Consider the following 17722-nt stretch of genomic DNA (forward strand, 5'->3'; position numbering starts at 1 on the left):
CTTGACCCTGGAGCGGCTCCAGGGTTTCCAATGGGCGGCATGAACGCAACGCGAACTATTTTGACCCAGGTCACCTGGCGCATCCCCCAAATGGATTGCCCGGTGGAGGAAAGCGAAATCCGCGCCCTCCTGGCGCGGGTGGAGGGTGTGGGGCGGCTGCAATTTCGCCTCATCGAACGCACGTTGACGGTGCAGGCCCAGCCCCAGGCCCTGCCGCAGGCAGAAGCGGCGTTGCGCGCGGCAGGGTTTGAGCCTGAGCGGGTGATGGAAGGCGGCGCGTCGCCCGCGTCGCCTGCGGTTGCTTGCGGTGGCAGTGCCGAAAGTGCGGGCTGCGGCTGCGGCATGGGGCGCGAGGCGGCATCCAAGGCGTCTACTGTGGATGCATCGGTGCCATCCGCCGCATCACCTGTTGCCGCGCGCGCGCCGTGGGCGGCAGCGTGGCGCTGGCTGCGCACGCCGCCGGGGCCGGTGCGCATTGGCGCGGCCTTGGCCCTGGCGCTGGGGGCGGAGCTGGGCCATGCCTTTTTGCCGCAGGCGTTGCGCCCCTGGGGCATGGCGCTGGCTTTGCTGGCGGTGGTGTTGGCGGGCTGGTCCACCTACCTCAAGGGCTTGCAGGCCCTGCGGCGGGGGCGCTTGAGCATCAGCGCCTTGATGGGCGTGGCGGTCACGGGGGCGTTTGCCATTGGCCAATGGCCGGAGGCGGCGATGGTGATGGCTTTGTATGCCTTGGCCGAGCATTTGGAAGCGCGTGCCGTCGATCGCGCCCGTGGCGCCATCGCCCGCCTGCTGGATATGGCACCGGCCGAGGTGGAAGTGCAAGACGCGCAAGGCCAATGGGGCAAGCGCCCGGCGGCGCAGGTGCTGCCGGGGGCGGTGGTGCGCGTCAAGCCCGGCGCGCGGCTGGCGCTCGATGGCGTGGTGCTGCAAGGGCGCAGCGCGGTGAACCAGGCGCCGGTGACGGGCGAGAGCCTGCCCGTGGACAAGGGCGAGGGCGATACGGTGTACGCCGGCAGCCTGAACGAAAGCGGTGTGCTGCTGGTGCGTGTGAGCGCTGCCGCGCACGACACGCAACTGGCCCGCATCATCGAAGCCGTGGAGCAAGCGCACAGCGCGCGTGCGCCCATGCAGGCGGCGGTGGATCGTTTCGCCGCCTATTACACGCCCGCCGTTTTGGCGCTGGCCCTGGCGGTGGCGGTGCTGGGGCCGCTGCTGGCGGGCTGGGGCTGGCAGGCGGCGCTGTACAAGGCGCTGGTGATGCTGGTGATCGCCTGCCCGTGCGCGCTGGTCATCGCCACGCCTGCAACCATCGTCAGCGCCCTCTCCCGCGCGGCCCAGCTTGGGCTGCTGGTCAAAGGCGGGGTGTATCTGGAAGGCGCGCGCCGCCTGCGCACGGTGGCGTTTGACAAAACCGGCACGCTGACCACCGGCCAGCCCGCCTTGGTGGCCCAGGAGTGGCTGCTGGACGCCAGCGCGGATGCGCCAGCCCCCGCGCCCGAGCTGGGCCACCGCTGGGCGCAGGCGCTGGCGGCGCACAGCGACCACCCCGTGGCCCAGGCCATTGCGCGCGGCTTGGCCGCGCAGGGACGGGCCGGACAGGAGCAGGCCGGGCAAGGCGACGTCAGCGGTGCGGGCGCTTGCTGCCCAGGCGCTTGCGACAACCTCGCGCCCCCTCGCATTGACGTGGCCAATTTCCGCGACCTGCCCGGCCAGGGCGTGCAAGCCCTGGTGCAGGGCCAAGGCTTGCGGCTGGTCGGCCCGCGCGCCTTGGCCCAGCCCCTGCCCGAGCGCGTGCAAGCCCGTTTGCAAGAGCAGCAAAACCAAGGCCGCAGCGTCAGCCTGTTGGTGCGCGATGGTGGTGCTGGAGATAGCGAAGTGCTGGCCTTGTACGCCGTGGCCGATACCCTCAAACCGCAGGCGCGCGAGGCGGTGGCCGCGCTGCATGCGCTGGGCGTGCAAACGGTGATGCTATCGGGCGACCATGCCCAGGCCGTGGCCGCTTGCGCGCAGGCGGCGGGCGTGGCGCAGGCTCACGGCGAGCTGCTGCCATCGGACAAGCTGACGTGGCTGAAAACCCTGCAAGCCAATGGCCCCGTGGCGATGGTGGGCGATGGCATCAACGACGCCCCCGCACTGGCCGCCGCAGACATCGGCATTGCCGTGGGCCATGCGGGTACCGATGTGGCGATGGAGGCTGCCGACGTGGTGCTGATGAACGGTGCGCTGGCGCGCATTGCCACGCTGGTGCGCCTCTCGCACCACACCCACCGCGTGCTGGTGCGCAACATCGCCTTGGCGCTGGGCATCAAAATCGCCTTTCTGGCCTTGGCTGTGGCGGGCTTGGCCAGCATGTGGATGGCGGTGTTTGCCGATGTCGGCGCCAGCCTGATGGTGATTGCCCTGGGCCTGCGTTTGCAGCATTGGCGCGAGCTTTAGCAGCCCTGCTAGAGCCTGCCATCCCAAGTCTCGCGCCAAGGCCGCCCTCAACGCTTTGGGGCGGCCATGACTTGTTGGTACAGCGCAATGGTTGCGGCGCTGGTGCGCTCCCAGGTGAGCTGGGCGGCGCGTTGCAGGCCCAGGGCGCGGGCGCTATCGCGCCAGGCGCGGTCTTGCAGGGCTTGCGCAATGGCGCTGGCGATGGCTTCGCTGTCGTGGGGATCGACCAGCCGCGCCGCGCCTGCGGCCACTTCGGGCATGGAGGACAGGGCTGAGGTCACCACCGGCGTGCCGCTGGCCATGGCCTCGGCCACGGGCAGGCCAAAGCCTTCGTAGAGCGAGGGATAGACAAACAGCGCTGCGCCTGCGTACAGGGGTGGCAGCAGCGCTTGCGGCACAAAGTCGTAGTAATGCAGCCAGCCAGCGTGGTGGGCGCGGGCCATTGTTTGGAGCAGGGCGTCGCAATCCCAGCCTTTGGCGCCCGCGATCACGAGCGGGTATTCGCGCCGCAGTGGCACAGGCAGGCGCTCGTAGGCTTGCAGTAGCCGGGCGAGGTTTTTGCGCGGCTCCAGCGTGCCGACGTACAGCGCATAGCCCTGGGGTTTGAGCGGTGTGGGCACGGCGGATGCTGTGGCGAGCGGGCAGGGTTGCGCTTGCAGGCGTGCCAGCGCGCGCTGCACATCGGCCGGGCTGTGCGGGGCAAAGGCGCTGTCGGCGGCCAGCAAGATGGCGCTGACGCGCTCGGCGGGATACCAGGGGAAGAAATGGAGAAATTCCTGCCGTGTGGCCTCGGAGATGACGATGACGTGGTCGCTGTGGCGCAAGCTGGGCGCCAGCGCCATGTTCATGTACTGCACGCGCGCCTGGGTGTGGAACTGCGGATGGCGCAGGTGCGAGAGGTCGTGCACGGTGGCGATGGTGCGGCCCGCAAAGCGCGTGGGTACGAAGAAGTTGGGCGCGTGAAACAGGGCCTGGCTATTGCCGCGCAGCCGCCAGGCGCTGAGGTAGGGCATGGCGTGGTGGTAGGCGCGCACGGCCAGGGGGCTGAGCGCCAGGCGGCGGCGCAGTTGCGCCAGCCAGGGGGGCATCAGGTCGCGCTGGGCGGCTGGGGCGTGGGCAGCCTGGGTGCTTGGGCCGTTGTCGTCTGCGCCCGCCTGGCCCAGCAGCCGCGCAACGGGCGAGGCGTACCACTGGCCGTAGGCGAAGTAGCGCACGCGGTCGATGGCGGCGTGGCGCTCCAGCCGCCGCGCCAGCTCCAGGCTGTAGCGGCCGATGCCGGTCAGCGGCGGGTTGAGCGCCTCGGCAGCGAGGATGAGGTCAATGCCCATGCGTGGCAGCGGGCGAGGAGGGGGCGGCGGCTTCGCCATGCGCAGGCACGGCAAGCTGGCGAAGCGTGGCCATTTCCGCTTCCAGCAAGGCGAGCGATTGCTGGGTGTAGCGAAGCTCCATCTCCAGGCGGGTGTTGGTCACGTCCATATGCAGGGCTTTGAGAAACAAGCCGATGACGCCAACCAGCAAGGCCAGGGCGGGGGAATATTGCACGCCGACCCATTGGCCAATCCAGTCCAGGCTGCGCGGCCACAGGCCAAACACGGCGGCGGCGGCGGCCACGGCGAACCAGAACAGGGCATGGCGGATGTACAAGTCATCGCGCCGGATCAGCCACACGATGGCAACGGCCAAGCCAACGCCTAGCAGCGAGGTGGTGAGGTGAAAAGGGGCCATGGCAAGTGCGTCGGATGCTGTTTTTTACAAATCAATAGGAAATAAATATTGCATATTTCGGCATGTTAGTATTGAAATTGTTTTTCCTATGGTTTGTTGATTGATTGAGGTCAAACCACCCGCACGTGCAGATCGGGCAGGCCCGCGATACGGCCCAGCATGGCATCGCCCGGGGTGACTGCGCCCACGCCAGCGGGCGTGCCGGTGAAGATCAAATCGCCCGCTTGCAGGCGCCAGGCGCGCGAGAGGGTGGAGATGACTTCGGCGATTTTCCAGATCAGCTCGGCGGTGTTGCCTTCCTGCCGGGCAGCGCCGTTGACGCTGAGCGTGATCGCGGCGTTCTCGATATCGCCCGCTTGCGCGCGCAGCACGATGGGGCCTAGCGGCGCGCTTTGCTCAAAGCCTTTGGCGATGGACCAGGCGCGCCCGGCTTTTTTCTGCTGAGCTTGCAGGTCGCGGCGCGTCATGTCCAGCCCGACGGCGTAGCCCAAAACGTGCTCCATCGCGTGTTCGACGGCGATGTCTTGGCCGCCTTTGTGCAGGGCGACGACCAGCTCCACTTCGTGGTGCAAGTCTTGCGTCAGGCTGGGATAGGTTATCTCGCCCGTTGCGCCAGCGGGCACGTGGACGATGGCATCGGCGGGCTTCATGAAGAAAAAGGGCGCCTCGCGGCCGGTGCTGCCCATTTCCTGCGCATGCTTGGCGTAGTTCTGGCCTACGCAGTAAATGCGGTGCACGGGAAAGCTCTGGGGCTGGCCGAGGATAGAAACACAAGGGGTGGCGGGGGCGGGAAAGAGCAAATTCATCGCAAATCAATCTCTGCAAGGGGGAGGAGGGAGGCAGTGTGGCTTACTGGGCGTTGGAGCGAGAGCCGCGATCGAGCAAGGCATACAGCAAGATCGCGCCAAACGTGGCCGTGCCAATGCCTGCAAAAGCAAAGTCGCCGAACTTCAGCGTGAAATCCCCTGTTCCCAGGATCAAGGTGATGGCCGCGACGATGAGGTTTTTGTTCTGCGAAAAGTCCACCTTGTTTTCCACCCAGATGCGCGCGCCCGCTACGGCGATCAAGCCGAAGACGACGATCGAAACCCCGCCCATGACGGGGATGGGAATGGCGCGAATCAGCTCGCCAAACTTGGGCGAAAAGCCCAGCAAGATCGCCAGCGCCGCAGCCACGAGGAAGATGGCGGTGGAGTAAATGCGCGTAGCGGCCATGACGCCGATGTTTTCCGCATAAGTCGTCACGCCCGTGCCGCCCATGCTGCCGCTGACCATCGTGGCCACGCCATCGCCAATAAAGGCGCGGCCCATGTAGGGGTCGATATTGCGGCCCGTCATGGCGGTGACGGCTTTGATATGGCCCAGGTTTTCTGCCACCAAAATGATGGCGACGGGCGCAATCAGCAAAATGGCCTTGCCATCGAACACGGGCGTGCTCAGGCTGGGCCAGCCAAACCAGGGCGCGTTGAGAATGCCGCTGAAATCCACCGGTTTGCCCCAGCCCAGCCCGTTGGTGAGCAGCATATACATCACGCTGGCGATGACCAGGCCCACCAGAATCAGCAGGCGCTGCACCATGCCCCGTGTGAACACGGCCACCAAGGCGATGCAGACAAAAGTGAGCACCTGCATCCAGCTCTCAAAATTGTTGGCCGCCATGTTCTTGACAGGAATGGATGCCAGGTTAAGGCCAATGACAGCGACGATGGCGCCTGTCACAACAGGCGGCATCAGCCGCTCAATCCACCGCGTGCCAATGGCATGCACGGCCACGCCGATGAGCGTGTAAAGCAAGCCGCACACCACAATCCCGCCCAGGGCCAACCCGATAGCCGGGTTGGGGCCGCTGCCCGCGTAAGCCGTGGCGGTAGAGACCACCGCGATGAAGGCGAAGCTGGAGCCTAAATAGCTGGGCACTTTGCCGCCGGTGATGAGGAAAAAAATCAATGTGCCGATACCGCTCATGAGCACCGCCACATTGGGATCGAACCCCATGAGGATGGGAGCCAGGATGGTGGAGCCAAACATGGCAATGACGTGTTGCACGCCCATGATGGAGGTTTGCGGCCAGGGCAGGCGCTCATCAGGGGCGATCACGCCGCCATGCTCAAGGGCTTGAGGTGATTTTTCTATCCAGTGGAACATGAGAGAGTAGCGAGAGGCGCAGCGCCCGCCAGCATGGGTGCGGGTGCCGAGAGAAAAGAAGGAAAGCGCAAAAAAATGCCGACCAAGAATACACCTGCAAGACGCTCATTTTTGGGCTGAAGGTGTTGTGGAACGCTATCTTGCAAAAGGGTGGCAGCAGAGGGGCTAAAACAGCCTGAACAGGCACCAGGGCCGATAAAACCCGATAAAGAGTAGGGGATATTGAGAAAAATCTTGATGAGGATAAGAGTAATTCTTATTATTCACCTGTTGCCGCGATGTGCGCATTACGCGTCGCATCGCTGGCCGGATTCTTATCTTTACCCTTTTCTTGCGATTCGTGATGACTGCAACCATCAAGTCCACAGCTCAGACGTTTGATGCCGGGCGCAGCCTGCCGCCAGCCACGCTCGACAGCCTTGATCTGCTGCGCGGCCAAAAGTCGGTCACGATCCAGCACAACGGCGTGACGTATCGCTTGCAAGCCACCAAGCTGGGCAAGCTCATTTTGACCAAGTAGCGCAATCCTTTCATCGTGGGGCGACCAGAGTCTGGACTTTCAGGCTCGAAAAGGTCGTTTTAGCTAGCCAAGGGCATAGCGCCTGGTAGCCAAGCTTTTTTTGAAATGGATGCGGCTTGCGATTGTTTTCATCGTGGGGCGACCAGAGTCTTGGCTTTTGCGGGACTCTCATAAGGTCGTTTGGCCAGCCAACGGCGCTTGAGGCGCTTACTAGCCAGGCTTTTTTTGCTTTTGAAAACAACTTGTAAATTGCGCGGGTTTGGCGGTGTTGAAAGCGCTGCGCATTGAGCGCCCTTATAGAATGGTTTTTTGCAAATCAACCAAGGGGCAAGACTTCTATGAATCAATCTTATGAACCGCGTGTAGGCATGGATTACGCCGTGTCCGCACAGACCCGCAATCGTGTGCTGCGCAACACGTATTTGCTGCTGGCGTTGTCCATGATTCCGACCGTGTTGGGCGCGTACGTAGGCCTGCGCACGGGGATCGCGGCCAATCTCTCTGGCGTGACGGGTTTGGTGGTGTTTATGGTTGTGGCTTATGCGCTGATGTTTGCCATTGAGAAAACCAAAAACTCCGCTACGGGCGTGGTCTTGTTGCTGGTATTTACCGGCTTTATGGGCTTCATGCTCTCGCGCTTGATTGGCTGGGTGCTCGGCTTGGGTAATGGCACGCAATTGGTCATGACGGCTTTTGCAGGCACAGCCGCAGTATTTGCGACCATGGCGACCATTGCGACGACGACGAAGCGCGATTTTTCTGGGGCAGGGCGCTGGTTGCTGGTGGGCGGTATTGTGCTGCTCGTTTCGGGCGTGCTGAATATTTTGGTGTTTCAGTCTCCCGCTTTGAGCGCGGCGCTTTCCACAGTAGCGATTGCGCTGTTCAGCTTCTGGCTCATGTACGACATCAAGCGGATTGTGGATGGTGGTGAGACCAATTACGTTTCTGCGACTCTCTCGCTGTACCTAAGCCTTTACAACATTTTCCAGAACTTGCTGTATTTGCTTGGTATTTTTGGCGGGGATGAATAAGGCCATTAGGCTGTGTTGTTAATGGGAAGCTTGGTATTTTGAGCTCCCATGATGGGTTTCTTGAAAAGCACGGGGCCTGCATCGCAGGCCCCGTGCTTTTTGGATGGGATTGTCAGAGCTCGTAGTCGCCGTCTTGTTGCCCAGCCAAGGCCAAGTTAATTTGTTCGCGGCTTAACCGCGGGCTGATGAGTTCTGCAAAACGGTAAACAAACTGCCGCATATAAGCGCCACGTTTGAAGGCAACGCGAGCCGTGTTAATCCCGAACAAATCGCCCATGGGCTTGGCTACGAGATGACCGAGTAAATCGGCTTTGGCAGCCATCTCCGCCACGATACCTACGCCCAGTCCCAGGTTGACATAGGTACGAATCACATCCGAATCGATGGCTTCCAGAATGAAATTGGGTTGGAGGCCTTGGCGTTCAAAGGCTTTATCGATTTTGGCCCGCCCTGTGAAAGAGGGGTGGTAGGTGATCAAAGGCTCGCTGGCAAGATCGTGCAGAGTGATGCGCTCTTTGTGGGCCAGCGGATGTTGGGGCGGAAAAATCAGCACATGCTGCCACTCATAGCATGGCAACGTCACAAGATCGGGATAATCCGCTAACGACTCTGTTGCCATGCCAATATCGGCTATCTCGTTCAGTACCAGATTGGCCACTTCCTGCGGTGTGCCTTGGTGCAGGCTGATATTGACCTTAGGGTACTGACCGCGAAAGCGGGCTACAGGTTCTGGTAGCACGTAACGCGCTTGCGTATGGGTGGTTGCGATGGAGAGCGTGCCGATGTCTTGGGCGCTGAATTCGCTACCGATGCGTTTGAGGTTGCCTATTTCCCGCAGGATGATTTCGATGCTCGCCAACACGTGCTGTCCTGGCTCAGTAATGCGTTTCAGCCGTTTGCCGTGGCGGGCAAAAATTTCCACTCCCAGCTCATCTTCTAACTCAATGATGGCTTTGGACACGCCGGGCTGAGAGGTGTGTAAAACCTTGGCTGTTTCGGTCAGATTCAGGTTGCGCCGTACAGCTTCCTGAACGAAGCGAAATTGGTGGAGGTTCATAACGAAGTGGCTACTGGAGGGATTACGAGAGCATGCAGCAGCATGGGCGGCAGAGGATCTGCCGCCCTTTTTTGAGGCATGACGACTGATGCTGCCAAGTGCAATAAAAAAGGCAGACCAAACGGTCTGCCTTTTATCAATTTGGCTCCCCGACCTGGGCTCGAACCAGGGACCTGCGGATTAACAGTCCGTCGCTCTACCGACTGAGCTATCGGGGATCAAGCCGCAGATTGTAGCGCATTTTTTATGTTCTGATAAATAAAAACACGCAATCCGTTTGCCAATTCGTCTGCCAAGTGTCAGTCAGATGGATCGCGCCTGTTCCCCTCATCCATTGGGCAAGAGTTCGCTCAACTCTCCAGAATCCATGCGCATTTGTCGGTCGCAGCGGGCCGCAAGATCGGCATCATGGGTGACGAGCACGAAGGCTGTGCCTTGCTCGCGTGCAAGCTCCAGCATCAGGGCAAAAACGCTATCAGCGGTTTCCCGGTCGAGGTTGCCTGTCGGCTCATCGGCCAGCACGCACAAGGGATCGCTGACCAAAGCCCGGGCAATGGCTACGCGCTGTCTTTCGCCACCGGAAAGCTCAGCGGGACGGTGTTGCAAGCGTTGCCCTAGCCCGACTTTTTGCAAAATGGCCGTAGCTTTGCTGCGGCACACATCTGCACGGGCACGGCGGATGCGTAGCGGCATGGCGACGTTTTCCAAAGCGGTTAGCTCAGGCAACAGATGGTGAAATTGGTACACGAACCCCATGGTTCGGTTGCGCAAGGCGCCGCGCTGATTGGCGCTCAGCTCTGCTAATGACTGGCCTTGCAGCAGCACTTGACCGCTAGTGGGCATATCCAGCCCACCCAGGATATGCAAAAGCGTGCTCTTGCCTGAGCCAGAGGCCCCCACAATCGCCAAGGTCTGACCGGCATACACATCCAGCGACAGGCCTTTGAGGACGGTCACATCAAGTGGCCCCTCGGTAAAACGTTTGACGATGTTGCGTGCCGAAAGCACCACGCTTGGCGCTGTATCTGTGCGCACGCAGTTGCGATGTGTGGAGTCATTCATGGCGCAGCGCCTCAGCAGGGTTGATGCGGCTGGCGCGCCAGCTCGGATACAGCGTTACAAGGAAAGCCAGCGTCAACGCAATGGCGCAAATGGCAGCAATGTCACTCATGCGCGGGTCGCTGGGCAATTGGCTGATGATGTAAAGGTCTTGGGGCAAAAATTGAAACCCCAACAGCTTCTCAATTGAGGGGACGATGACGTCGATATTGAAAGCGACTAGCAAGCCCAGCAGCAATCCCCCTAAGGTGCCAATGATCCCAACCATTGCGCCCTGCACCACGAAAATGGCCATGATGGAGCCTGAGGTTGCTCCCAGGGTGCGCAAAATCGCAATATCGGCTCGTTTTTCGGCCACTGTCATCACCAGCGTCGCTACCAAATTAAATGCCGCCACCCCCACGATGAGCGTCAGGATGATGAACATCATGCGCTTCTCCAATTGGACTGCGGCATACCAGTTGGGGTTTTGCATACTCCAGTCACGCAATAACAAGCGATCTGTCAATGTGTTGGCCAATTGCTGCATGACTTGTGGCGCCTGATGCAAATCACGCAGCTTCAGACGGATGCCCGTGGGCGCTTCCAAGCGAAAAATGCGTTGTGCATCTTCGTAATACATCATCGCCATGGAGGAGTCATACTCGTAGTGACCAGAGTTGAATGTTCCCACCACGGTCACCTGTTTCAGGCGGGGAATTACTCCAGCAGGCGTCACTTGTCCCGATGGGGCAATGACGGTCACCTTCTCGCCCACGCGCACGCCCAGCAAGCGCGCCAACTCGTGCCCGAGAACGACATGAAAATCTCCTGGCGTCAACTGGCCGAGCACTGCTGGGTCCAGGCTGTTCGCCAGATCGGTCACTTGAGGTTCCAACTGGGGATCAATGCCGCGCACCAGCACCCCTCGCATGTCATCGCCACGTGCAAGCAAAGCTTGAACCGCCACAAAAGGCGCTACACCCACAACTTCAGGGTTTTGCCGCACTTGGGCTGTGACGCGCTCCACGCTCGGCAGTACGCCGCCGCGCGGCGCAAACACCTCGATATGTGACACTACGGACAGCATGCGATCGCGCACGTCGCGCTGAAAGCCATTCATCACGCTCAGAACGATGATGAGCGCTGCTACGCCTAGTGCAATGCCGATGGCCGAAACGCTGGCCACAAAAGAGAGCAAGCCCTTGCTCCGGCTGGTGCGCCCCGCCCGGGTGTAACGCCAGCCCATGGCCCATTCATAGGGAGTTTGCATAAAAAAGAAAACGCTGTCCGCTCATGACGGGCAGCATCTGAAGAAAAAAGCGGCCATTGTGCATGATCCAACCTGTGCCACCGCGCCTGTTCAGACGGCTGTAGGCAGCGTGGAGCCGCATACAATCTCGCGCGACATTCCGGAGGCTCGTTGCTCCGCCTCCTCCATCCAAGGAAAACTTCCCATGTCTCAAGAAAAAGATACCGATTCGCGCATTGCGCTGCTACTGGTTTTTACATTGATTGGCCTGATCGTCGCGGGTGTGCTGTGGTTTGGCGCCTCCACCGTGCTCAATCGTGGCAAAGCGCAGAAAGAAGCTGTTGCAGCCCTTGCTCCCGTGAGCCTGACGGGAGCCGTTATCAGCTTCCACTTTGCCCCTGGTAGCGATGCAGTGCCAGACGCCCAGCGCACCATAGAGGAAATGGGCGCAAGTCTGCTGGAAAAGCTGCGCAGGGGCGATCTCAAAGCCACTGTGCTGCCTTTTAATGGCATGACTCCCGCTACCGCTGCTGCGGCAGGTTTGCCGGAGCGTCGCGCGCACAATGTGCATGCGCAACTGTTGCAGCTAGGCGTGCCTGCGCAACATCTCGCGCTGGCCAGCGTGCAGATGGATCCGCTCAGCACCGATACCGCCTTGGCCCAGCGTGTTGAAGTCGTTTTGCAAACGCCTCGCCCACCGGTCATGGCCTCCATTCCTGTGCCCGTCCTCGCGCCTGATGTGCAGCAACCTAGTGTTTCGCCAGCAGAAGCGCCGCCGCGTGAGCGCCCCTATCAGGAAGAGCCAGGCGGCCCCAGCGTCATGATTGAAGATGGCATCGTCAAGTTTTATTTCGCATCCAGCAGCTCTGAACTGGCGCCCGGTTCGGACGCTGCCCTGGCAGAAGTGATCGCTGCTGTGGCCGCTGGTCAGCGCACCATCATCTCGGGCTTTACCGATCCCACAGGCAATGCCGAAATCAACGAGAAGCTGGCCAAAGAGCGTGCCTTTGCCGTGCGAGACATGTTGATGCGTTTGGGCGTTCCGCATGAGCGCATTGAGCTGGAGCGTCCCCAGTCGCACACTGGTACAGGCAGCAACGCCAAAGCCCGCCGAGTGGAAGTGCGTTTGAGCCACTGATAGCGATGTCCCCTCATGCATGAGGGGACATTTTTTATGCGGAAAGCGTCGCAACTTAGCCGGCTGCCCCTGTTTCGGCGCGCAGCCGACTCCCCTTGAATACCGATTTGGCGTGATCGGATAAAGAGTGGGGTAGGGGGTGAAGAAGGCATAAAAAAACCTCCTGGCCTGTAAGGCTGGAGGTCTGCACTTAAATATTTACCAAACCGTTCACTGAACAAGCTTGGTAGGCGCGATTGGATTCGAACCAACGACCCCCACCATGTCAAGGTGGTGCTCTAACCAACTGAGCTACGCGCCTAAAAGCGAAAGACGGCATTCTACACAGAAAATCAGCGTGCAAAACGAAAATTCTGATTTTTGCGCTGGCTCTGGTATCCTCATCCGCGCTTGTTTGGCCACATCCCTCTTTTTATGACTGTTTTTAGCCCTGAATTGCTGTTGCCTGCCGGCTCCCTGGAAAAAATGCGCGCCGCCTACGATTTTGGCGCCGATGCCGTGTACGCCGGTCAGCCGCGCTACAGCCTGCGTGCGCGCAACAACGAGTTCCGCCTGGAGCAGCTGAAGCAAGGCATTGAGGAAGCCCACGCGCGTGGCAAAAAATTCTTCGTCACCAGCAATTTGCTGGCGCATAACGACAAGGTGCGCACGTATCTGCGCGACATCGAGCCGGTTATCGCGCTCAAGCCCGACGCGCTCATCATGGCCGACCCAGGCCTGATCATGCTGGTGCACGAGAAGTGGCCGCACATCCCCATCCACCTCTCGGTGCAGGCCAACACCACCAATTCCACCTCGGTGAAGTTCTGGCAGAAGGTGGGCGTCTCGCGCATCATCCTCTCGCGCGAATTGAGCCTCAAGGAGATCGAGCAAATCCGCCAGGACTGCCCGGACATGGAGATCGAAGTCTTCGTGCATGGCGCTCTGTGCATCGCCTACTCGGGCCGCTGCCTGCTCTCGGGCTATTTCAACCACCGCGACCCCAACCAGGGCACCTGTACCAATGCCTGCCGCTGGGATTACAAGACCCACGCCGCCGCCGTCGACCCGAACACGGGCGAGGCGCTGGCCATTGACCAATTGGGTCGGGACTTCAGCTTCCAGGGCCTGCAGGAAGAAGCCGACAAGGCCTTTTCCGCCTGCGGCGACGGCATTCGCCACCCCAAGGCCGATCAGGTCTATCTGATCGAGGAAGTGGGCCGCCCCGGCGAGCTGATGCCCATCATGGAAGATGAGCATGGCACCTACATCATGAACAGCAAGGATTTGCGCGCCGTCGAGCACGTCGAGCGCCTCACGCGCATCGGCGTGGATTCGCTCAAGATCGAGGGCCGCACCAAAAGCCTGTACTACGTGGCGCGCACTGCCCAGGTGTATCGCCGCGCCATCGACGACGCCGTGGCCGGCCGCCCCTTCAACCCCGAGCTGATCACCGAGCTGGAGGGCTTGGCCAACCGGGGCTACACCGGCGGCCTGCTGGAGCGCCGCCCGGCGCACAGCTATCAGAACTACGAGACCGGCCACTCCGTGGCCCAGCGCAGCCAGTTCGTGGGCGAAGTGCGCGGTGTGCGCGCCGATGGTTGGGTGGAGGTGGAAACCAAAAACCGCTTCGCCGTGGGCGACACGCTGGAGATCATCCACCCCAGCGGCAACCGCCTCATCAAGCTGGAAACCATGCAAAACGCCGATGGCGCGTCGATTGACGTGGCCGCTGGCAACCCGCTGCGCGTGTGGTTGCCCATCGAAGGCCCCACTCAAGGCGCGCTGGTGGCGCGATTGCTCCCCCAAGCGGCGTAAACCGCTGTGTACCATCATGGCGCAGCCGCTCATTGGCCAGGGGCGGCTGCGGCAGTCGGCCTGCGATTGCTGTGTGCCGTGACCTTGGCGGTGCTGTTTGCTCCTCGATACCGAGAATAAAAGTTACTATCAATACAGATATAGAATGCCTGCCGGTTTGCGTCTTGTAACCGCAGTAACCGCACGCCATGCTCGCATGGGCTTGGTTGCATGCGGTTTTTCGCTTTTTCTGGCATATTTTTGATTTTCAAATCAAAGTAAAAATAATTTGAGTGAAATCATGCCGAAAATGGCATGTTTTTTATCTCTTGAATTGAAAATTTGCAGCAATCGTCCTTTCGAACCCGTTGGCGCGTCCATGACTGAACCTCCCCGCCCAACTTGCTTGGCACACATCTTGTGCTTTTGCTCGCGTTGGCGGGTTGGGATGTGCGTGTTGTGGCGGCGCTGGCCTCTGCCCAGGGCGGAAGATATGGTGGCGGGCATGTTGTTGCGCTTTCGCGTTTTCTCCCTTTTGTTCACTTGCAAAGGAAACACTCCATGAAACTGTCCCATCGCTTCCTCACCACTGCCGCAGCCGCTGCCTTGGCCGCTACTTTGGCCGGCTGTGCGCACCAAGGCCAGGCCCCGGCTAACACCGCGGCCAAGGTTGTTCAAGCAGGCGCGCAAGCCCAGCCTCAAGTGGTGCGCCAAGCCATCGCCCCGGGCCTGTACGAGCTGGCTTACTCGCCCAAATTCAATGCCGTGTTCGTCAACTCCTCGGGCGGCTTTGGCAAGGATGCACCCGCTTCGCGCCTGCTGCGCCTGGATCCGCAAAGCCTGGCCGTGGTGGGCGAAATCCCGCTGGTGCGCCGTGGCTTTGGCATGGCGCTCGATGAAGATGCGGGCCGCATCTACATTGGCAACACCATCGATTCCTCCGTCACCGTCATCGACATCGCCAGCGGCAAGACCTTGGGCGTGGTGCAACTGGCCAAGAAAGTCCAGGCCCCGGGCCGCGACGGCAAGATGCAAGAGCGCTATGAGCACCGCTTCCGCCAGCTCGTGCTGGACAAGGCCAATGGCCGCTTGTTCATGCCCGGCATGGATTCCAAGAACAGCGCGCTGTATGTTGTCGATACGCGCATGCTGAAGGTGGAAAAAGTCATCACCGGCCTGGGTTTTACCGCCACCGGCATTGCGCTGGATGAGGCGGCGGGCAAGGTCTATGTCTCCAACCAGCAGGGCCAGCTCTTCACCGTCGATGCGCGCACGCTCAAGCTGGAGAAAAAGCACGAGATCGCCCTGGATCAGCCGCTGAACCTGGCCTTCGACGCGAAAAGCAAACGCCTGTTTGCCGTCGATCAGGGGCTGGATGTCTTCAACCAATCGCGCGAGCGCGCCGGCATCAAAAACTACGTCTCGCGCGGCCGTGGCGATCGCATCGTCGCGCTGGATCCCAAGAACGGCTCGCTGCTGGCCAGTCAGCCCACCAAGGGCAAAGGCCCCGTTGCCTTGCTGGCCGACCCCGAGCGTGGTCGCCTGTGGGTGACCACCCGCGAAGGCGCCAGCGTGGAAGTGTTCCATCTCAAAACCTTCCAGCCGTTGCAGCGCTTTGATCTGCCCTCGCACCCCAACAGCCTGTCGCTGGATGCGCAAACCGGCGCTGTGTACGCCACCGTCAAGAACGGCAAGAACGATGCCAAAGGCAGCAACGAAAGCGTGGTGCGCCTGAGCTTCTGATGGGCTCAGCCCCTGATCGCCCCTGTGAAATACCGCAGGGCGCCGCCCCGGAGAATGGGTGCGGCGCCCGGGTTTTTTACAGGGGTTTTTTCATGCTGGGGTAGGCCAGGGCAACGCTGCGCCCGCCTCAATCGTGAGGCGTGAATACCAAGGTGACGGGCGTGATGACCTTGCCGTTGTCCTTGGGCAAGACCTGGGTTTTGTCCAGCGCGCGCAGCACGGCCTGATCCCAGGCGGCATTGCCGCTGGATTTGACAAGGCGCTTGCTGGTGATGCGGCCCGTGGCATCCATCTTGACTTCAACGCGTGCCTCGGGGTTGCCGATGATGGCTGCAGGGTAAATGATGTTGGGCCGTACAGCGGCTTTGACTTTGTTGCTCCACCCTGTGGATGGGCCTGACGATTGCGCTGCCGTGCCCGTAGCGCGTGCGCCGCCGCTGGCACCGGCCAGGCCGGCCATGTTCTGGATGCGGCGCAGCTCGGCCTGGCGGCGCGCTTCGGCTTCCTGGGCTTCGCGCTTTTTGGCTTCGGCATCGGCTTTTTTCTTGGCCTCGGCAGCGGCTTTCTTTTTCGCCTCCGCTTCGGCTTTTTGTTGGGCTTCGGCTTCGGCTTTTTTCTTCACTTCCGCTTCAGCTTTCTTCTTGGCTTCGGCGTCGGCTTTCTTTTTCGCCTCGGCTTCGGCCTGCTTGCGCTCGGCTTCTTTTTTCGCCTCGGCTTGGGCTTTTTGGCGCTCTTGCTCTTTCTTTCGGCGTTCTTCCTGCTGCTTGCGCTCTTGCTCTTTGCGGCGTTCCTCTTCTTTTTTGCGCTCGTCTTCCAGGCGCTTTTGCTCCAGCTCTTGCTGTTTGCGCTGCTCTTGCAGGCGCTTTGCTTCCTCGCGTTTGCGCGCCAGTTCTTGCTCTCGCTTGCGCTGGGCTTCTTGCTCGCGTTTTTTCTGTTCCAGCACCAACTTGGGGTCTGGTTCCGGCGGGGGCGGCGGGGGAGGGGGCGGCTCAGGCGCTGGCGGAGCAGCAGGCGGTGGCGGCTGCGGAGCGGGGGGAGCGGGTTCTGGCTCGGGCGCGGGTGGAGGAGGGGGCGGCGGAGGCGGTGGCGGCTCTGCAACCTCGGGTTCGCTGGGGGCGGCGGGGGCGGCTTGTTCGGGAAGGGCGGACCAGAGTTCGGCCTCCATCACAGGCTCGGGTGGGCGCTTGAGGTTCATGCCCACCACCAATGCGCCGATGAGGCCCACGTGCACCAGCACGGCCAGCGCGACCGCGCGCAAGCGCATGGGCGGCTGGGGCGGGGTCAAGGGCTGGTGGTGCAGCGGTGGCAGGGGGGCGGGCATGGCGGTATTTTATAAATCAAAGGAAATTTTTTATTGCCATTTCGGCATGATGGTAATCAAATTAAATTTACTTTGATTTATAGGGTTGGAGGGCTTCATTTTTTGTTGAGCAAGAAGGCGACGCGCTTGATTTCGGCTTTTTGCAGCTCGGTGAGGGCGTTCATGACGTGCTCGTACGCGGCTTGCTTGTCGCCCACGATGACGATGGCGTATTGCTCGGCGGTTTTGCCTTCGCGCAGTTGCTGGGCCTCCCAGTCTTTGGCCAGTTCGGCAATTTGCTCCAGGCTGGCGCCGCGCGGATCGGCGTTGGCGACTTTCCATTCCAGTTGCCCGGCGCTGTTGACCAGCACTTGGGCGATGGCGGGCGGGGTTTGGTCGGCGCTGCCCACGGATGGGGCATTGATGACGCCGGGCGTGATCATGGGGGCAGTCACCATGAAGATGATGAGCAGCACCAGCATCACGTCGATGAAGGGCACCATGTTGATTTCGTTGACGGTGCGCCGGCCTCTGGCGCCACGCCTGGAGAAGCTGCTGGCCATA

Annotated in this window: 16 protein-coding genes and 2 tRNA genes; 6 read left to right on the top strand and 12 right to left on the bottom strand. The window is 61.1% G+C overall.

Translation table 11 applies throughout. The features are described 5' to 3' along the window. The first annotated feature begins 39 nt into the window (after positions 1–39). Positions 40–2433, top strand: a complete 2394-nt coding sequence (locus EBQ26_RS06000) for a heavy metal translocating P-type ATPase (protein ID WP_238944176.1) — start codon at positions 40–42, stop codon at positions 2431–2433. Between the two features lie 47 nt (positions 2434–2480). On the opposite strand, the gene EBQ26_RS06005 is transcribed toward EBQ26_RS06000, so the two are convergent. The 4 genes from EBQ26_RS06005 to EBQ26_RS06020 form a co-directional block, all read right to left on the bottom strand. After that, positions 2481–3761, bottom strand: coding sequence for a glycosyltransferase family 4 protein (locus EBQ26_RS06005; protein WP_238944177.1), 1281 nt, complete (start codon positions 3759–3761; stop codon positions 2481–2483). Then, positions 3751–4158 (bottom strand): DUF2304 domain-containing protein, encoded by a 408-nt coding sequence (locus EBQ26_RS06010; protein ID WP_122238111.1) that lies wholly within the window; start codon positions 4156–4158, stop codon positions 3751–3753. The genes EBQ26_RS06005 and EBQ26_RS06010 overlap by 11 nt, the downstream gene beginning before the upstream one ends. 110 nt (positions 4159–4268) lie before the next feature. Next, positions 4269–4964 (bottom strand): fumarylacetoacetate hydrolase family protein, encoded by a 696-nt coding sequence (locus EBQ26_RS06015; RefSeq protein WP_122238112.1) that lies wholly within the window; start codon positions 4962–4964, stop codon positions 4269–4271. Between the two features lie 43 nt (positions 4965–5007). Continuing rightward, entirely contained in the window at positions 5008–6303 is a 1296-nt protein-coding gene (locus tag EBQ26_RS06020) for a solute carrier family 23 protein (protein WP_122238113.1), read from the bottom strand. 343 nt (positions 6304–6646) lie between these two features. Here EBQ26_RS06020 and hemP point away from each other — a divergent pair, with 343 nt between their 5' ends. Both hemP and EBQ26_RS06030 read left to right on the top strand, forming a co-directional pair. After that, on the top strand, positions 6647–6823 hold the full coding sequence (gene hemP / locus EBQ26_RS06025; protein ID WP_122238114.1) for a hemin uptake protein HemP: 177 nt from the start codon (positions 6647–6649) through the stop codon (positions 6821–6823). Between the two features lie 338 nt (positions 6824–7161). Then, positions 7162–7854, top strand: coding sequence for a Bax inhibitor-1 family protein (locus tag EBQ26_RS06030; protein WP_122238115.1), 693 nt, complete (start codon positions 7162–7164; stop codon positions 7852–7854). Positions 7855–7966: 112 nt separating this feature from the next. Here the strand turns inward: EBQ26_RS06030 and EBQ26_RS06035 are convergent, their stop codons facing one another. The 4 genes from EBQ26_RS06035 to EBQ26_RS06050 form a co-directional block, all read right to left on the bottom strand. Beyond that, positions 7967–8911, bottom strand: coding sequence for a CysB family HTH-type transcriptional regulator (locus EBQ26_RS06035; protein ID WP_122238116.1), 945 nt, complete (start codon positions 8909–8911; stop codon positions 7967–7969). Between the two features lie 142 nt (positions 8912–9053). After that, positions 9054–9129: transfer RNA gene (locus tag EBQ26_RS06040), tRNA-Asn, on the bottom strand. Positions 9130–9238: 109 nt separating this feature from the next. Further along, positions 9239–9973, bottom strand: a complete 735-nt coding sequence (gene lolD / locus EBQ26_RS06045) for a lipoprotein-releasing ABC transporter ATP-binding protein LolD (protein WP_122238117.1) — start codon at positions 9971–9973, stop codon at positions 9239–9241. After that, positions 9966–11222 carry a lipoprotein-releasing ABC transporter permease subunit gene (locus EBQ26_RS06050; protein WP_122238118.1) on the bottom strand — a complete coding sequence of 419 codons (1257 nt, stop codon included), beginning with the start codon at positions 11220–11222 and terminating at the stop codon, positions 9966–9968. The genes lolD and EBQ26_RS06050 overlap by 8 nt, the downstream gene beginning before the upstream one ends. A 184-nt stretch (positions 11223–11406) precedes the next feature. Here EBQ26_RS06050 and EBQ26_RS06055 point away from each other — a divergent pair, with 184 nt between their 5' ends. Beyond that, a complete protein-coding gene (locus EBQ26_RS06055) occupies positions 11407–12339 on the top strand; it encodes an OmpA family protein (protein ID WP_122238119.1) in 933 nt (310 codons plus the stop codon). Between the two features lie 224 nt (positions 12340–12563). Here EBQ26_RS06055 and EBQ26_RS06060 read toward each other — a convergent pair. Then, a tRNA-Val gene (locus EBQ26_RS06060) sits at positions 12564–12640 on the bottom strand. Between the two features lie 113 nt (positions 12641–12753). Between EBQ26_RS06060 and trhP the strand changes: the two genes are divergently transcribed. Beyond that, positions 12754–14136: a prephenate-dependent tRNA uridine(34) hydroxylase TrhP gene (trhP, locus tag EBQ26_RS06065; RefSeq protein ID WP_122238120.1), complete on the top strand. Its 1383-nt coding sequence runs from the start codon at positions 12754–12756 to the stop codon at positions 14134–14136. Between the two features lie 252 nt (positions 14137–14388). On the opposite strand, the gene EBQ26_RS12645 is transcribed toward trhP, so the two are convergent. Then, on the bottom strand, positions 14389–14664 hold the full coding sequence (locus EBQ26_RS12645; RefSeq protein WP_147474013.1) for a hypothetical protein: 276 nt from the start codon (positions 14662–14664) through the stop codon (positions 14389–14391). A 12-nt stretch (positions 14665–14676) separates the two neighbouring features. Between EBQ26_RS12645 and EBQ26_RS06070 the strand changes: the two genes are divergently transcribed. Continuing rightward, positions 14677–15858: a YncE family protein gene (locus tag EBQ26_RS06070; RefSeq protein ID WP_122238121.1), complete on the top strand. Its 1182-nt coding sequence runs from the start codon at positions 14677–14679 to the stop codon at positions 15856–15858. A gap of 127 nt (positions 15859–15985) precedes the next feature. On the opposite strand, the gene tolA is transcribed toward EBQ26_RS06070, so the two are convergent. Further along, the gene (tolA, locus tag EBQ26_RS06075) at positions 15986–17179 is read right to left on the bottom strand and encodes a cell envelope integrity protein TolA (RefSeq protein ID WP_122238122.1); all 1194 of its coding nucleotides are present in this window, start codon (positions 17177–17179) and stop codon (positions 15986–15988) included. Positions 17180–17274: 95 nt separating this feature from the next. Beyond that, positions 17275–17721: an ExbD/TolR family protein gene (locus tag EBQ26_RS06080; protein WP_122238123.1), complete on the bottom strand. Its 447-nt coding sequence runs from the start codon at positions 17719–17721 to the stop codon at positions 17275–17277. Position 17722 lies beyond the last annotated feature (1 nt).

Source organism: Allofranklinella schreckenbergeri (assembly GCF_003703475.1).
In the GTDB taxonomy this organism is placed as follows: Bacteria; Pseudomonadota; Gammaproteobacteria; order Burkholderiales; family Burkholderiaceae_C; genus Lampropedia; species Lampropedia schreckenbergeri.

Bases quoted from the DNA above. Each gene is read 5' to 3' on its own strand.
- EBQ26_RS06000 (WP_238944176.1), top strand. From the start codon at position 40: ATGAACGCAACGCGAACTATTTTGACCCAGGTCACCTGGCGCATCCCC.
- EBQ26_RS06005 (WP_238944177.1), bottom strand. From the start codon at position 3,761: ATGGGCATTGACCTCATCCTCGCTGCCGAGGCGCTCAACCCGCCGCTG.
- EBQ26_RS06010 (WP_122238111.1), bottom strand. From the start codon at position 4,158: ATGGCCCCTTTTCACCTCACCACCTCGCTGCTAGGCGTTGGCTTGGCC.
- EBQ26_RS06015 (WP_122238112.1), bottom strand. From the start codon at position 4,964: ATGAATTTGCTCTTTCCCGCCCCCGCCACCCCTTGTGTTTCTATCCTC.
- EBQ26_RS06020 (WP_122238113.1), bottom strand. From the start codon at position 6,303: ATGTTCCACTGGATAGAAAAATCACCTCAAGCCCTTGAGCATGGCGGC.
- hemP (WP_122238114.1), top strand. From the start codon at position 6,647: ATGACTGCAACCATCAAGTCCACAGCTCAGACGTTTGATGCCGGGCGC.
- EBQ26_RS06030 (WP_122238115.1), top strand. From the start codon at position 7,162: ATGAATCAATCTTATGAACCGCGTGTAGGCATGGATTACGCCGTGTCC.
- EBQ26_RS06035 (WP_122238116.1), bottom strand. From the start codon at position 8,911: ATGAACCTCCACCAATTTCGCTTCGTTCAGGAAGCTGTACGGCGCAAC.
- lolD (WP_122238117.1), bottom strand. From the start codon at position 9,973: ATGAATGACTCCACACATCGCAACTGCGTGCGCACAGATACAGCGCCA.
- EBQ26_RS06050 (WP_122238118.1), bottom strand. From the start codon at position 11,222: ATGCAAACTCCCTATGAATGGGCCATGGGCTGGCGTTACACCCGGGCG.
- EBQ26_RS06055 (WP_122238119.1), top strand. From the start codon at position 11,407: ATGTCTCAAGAAAAAGATACCGATTCGCGCATTGCGCTGCTACTGGTT.
- trhP (WP_122238120.1), top strand. From the start codon at position 12,754: ATGACTGTTTTTAGCCCTGAATTGCTGTTGCCTGCCGGCTCCCTGGAA.
- EBQ26_RS06070 (WP_122238121.1), top strand. From the start codon at position 14,677: ATGAAACTGTCCCATCGCTTCCTCACCACTGCCGCAGCCGCTGCCTTG.
- tolA (WP_122238122.1), bottom strand. From the start codon at position 17,179: ATGCCCGCCCCCCTGCCACCGCTGCACCACCAGCCCTTGACCCCGCCC.
- EBQ26_RS06080 (WP_122238123.1), bottom strand. From the start codon at position 17,721: ATGGCCAGCAGCTTCTCCAGGCGTGGCGCCAGAGGCCGGCGCACCGTC.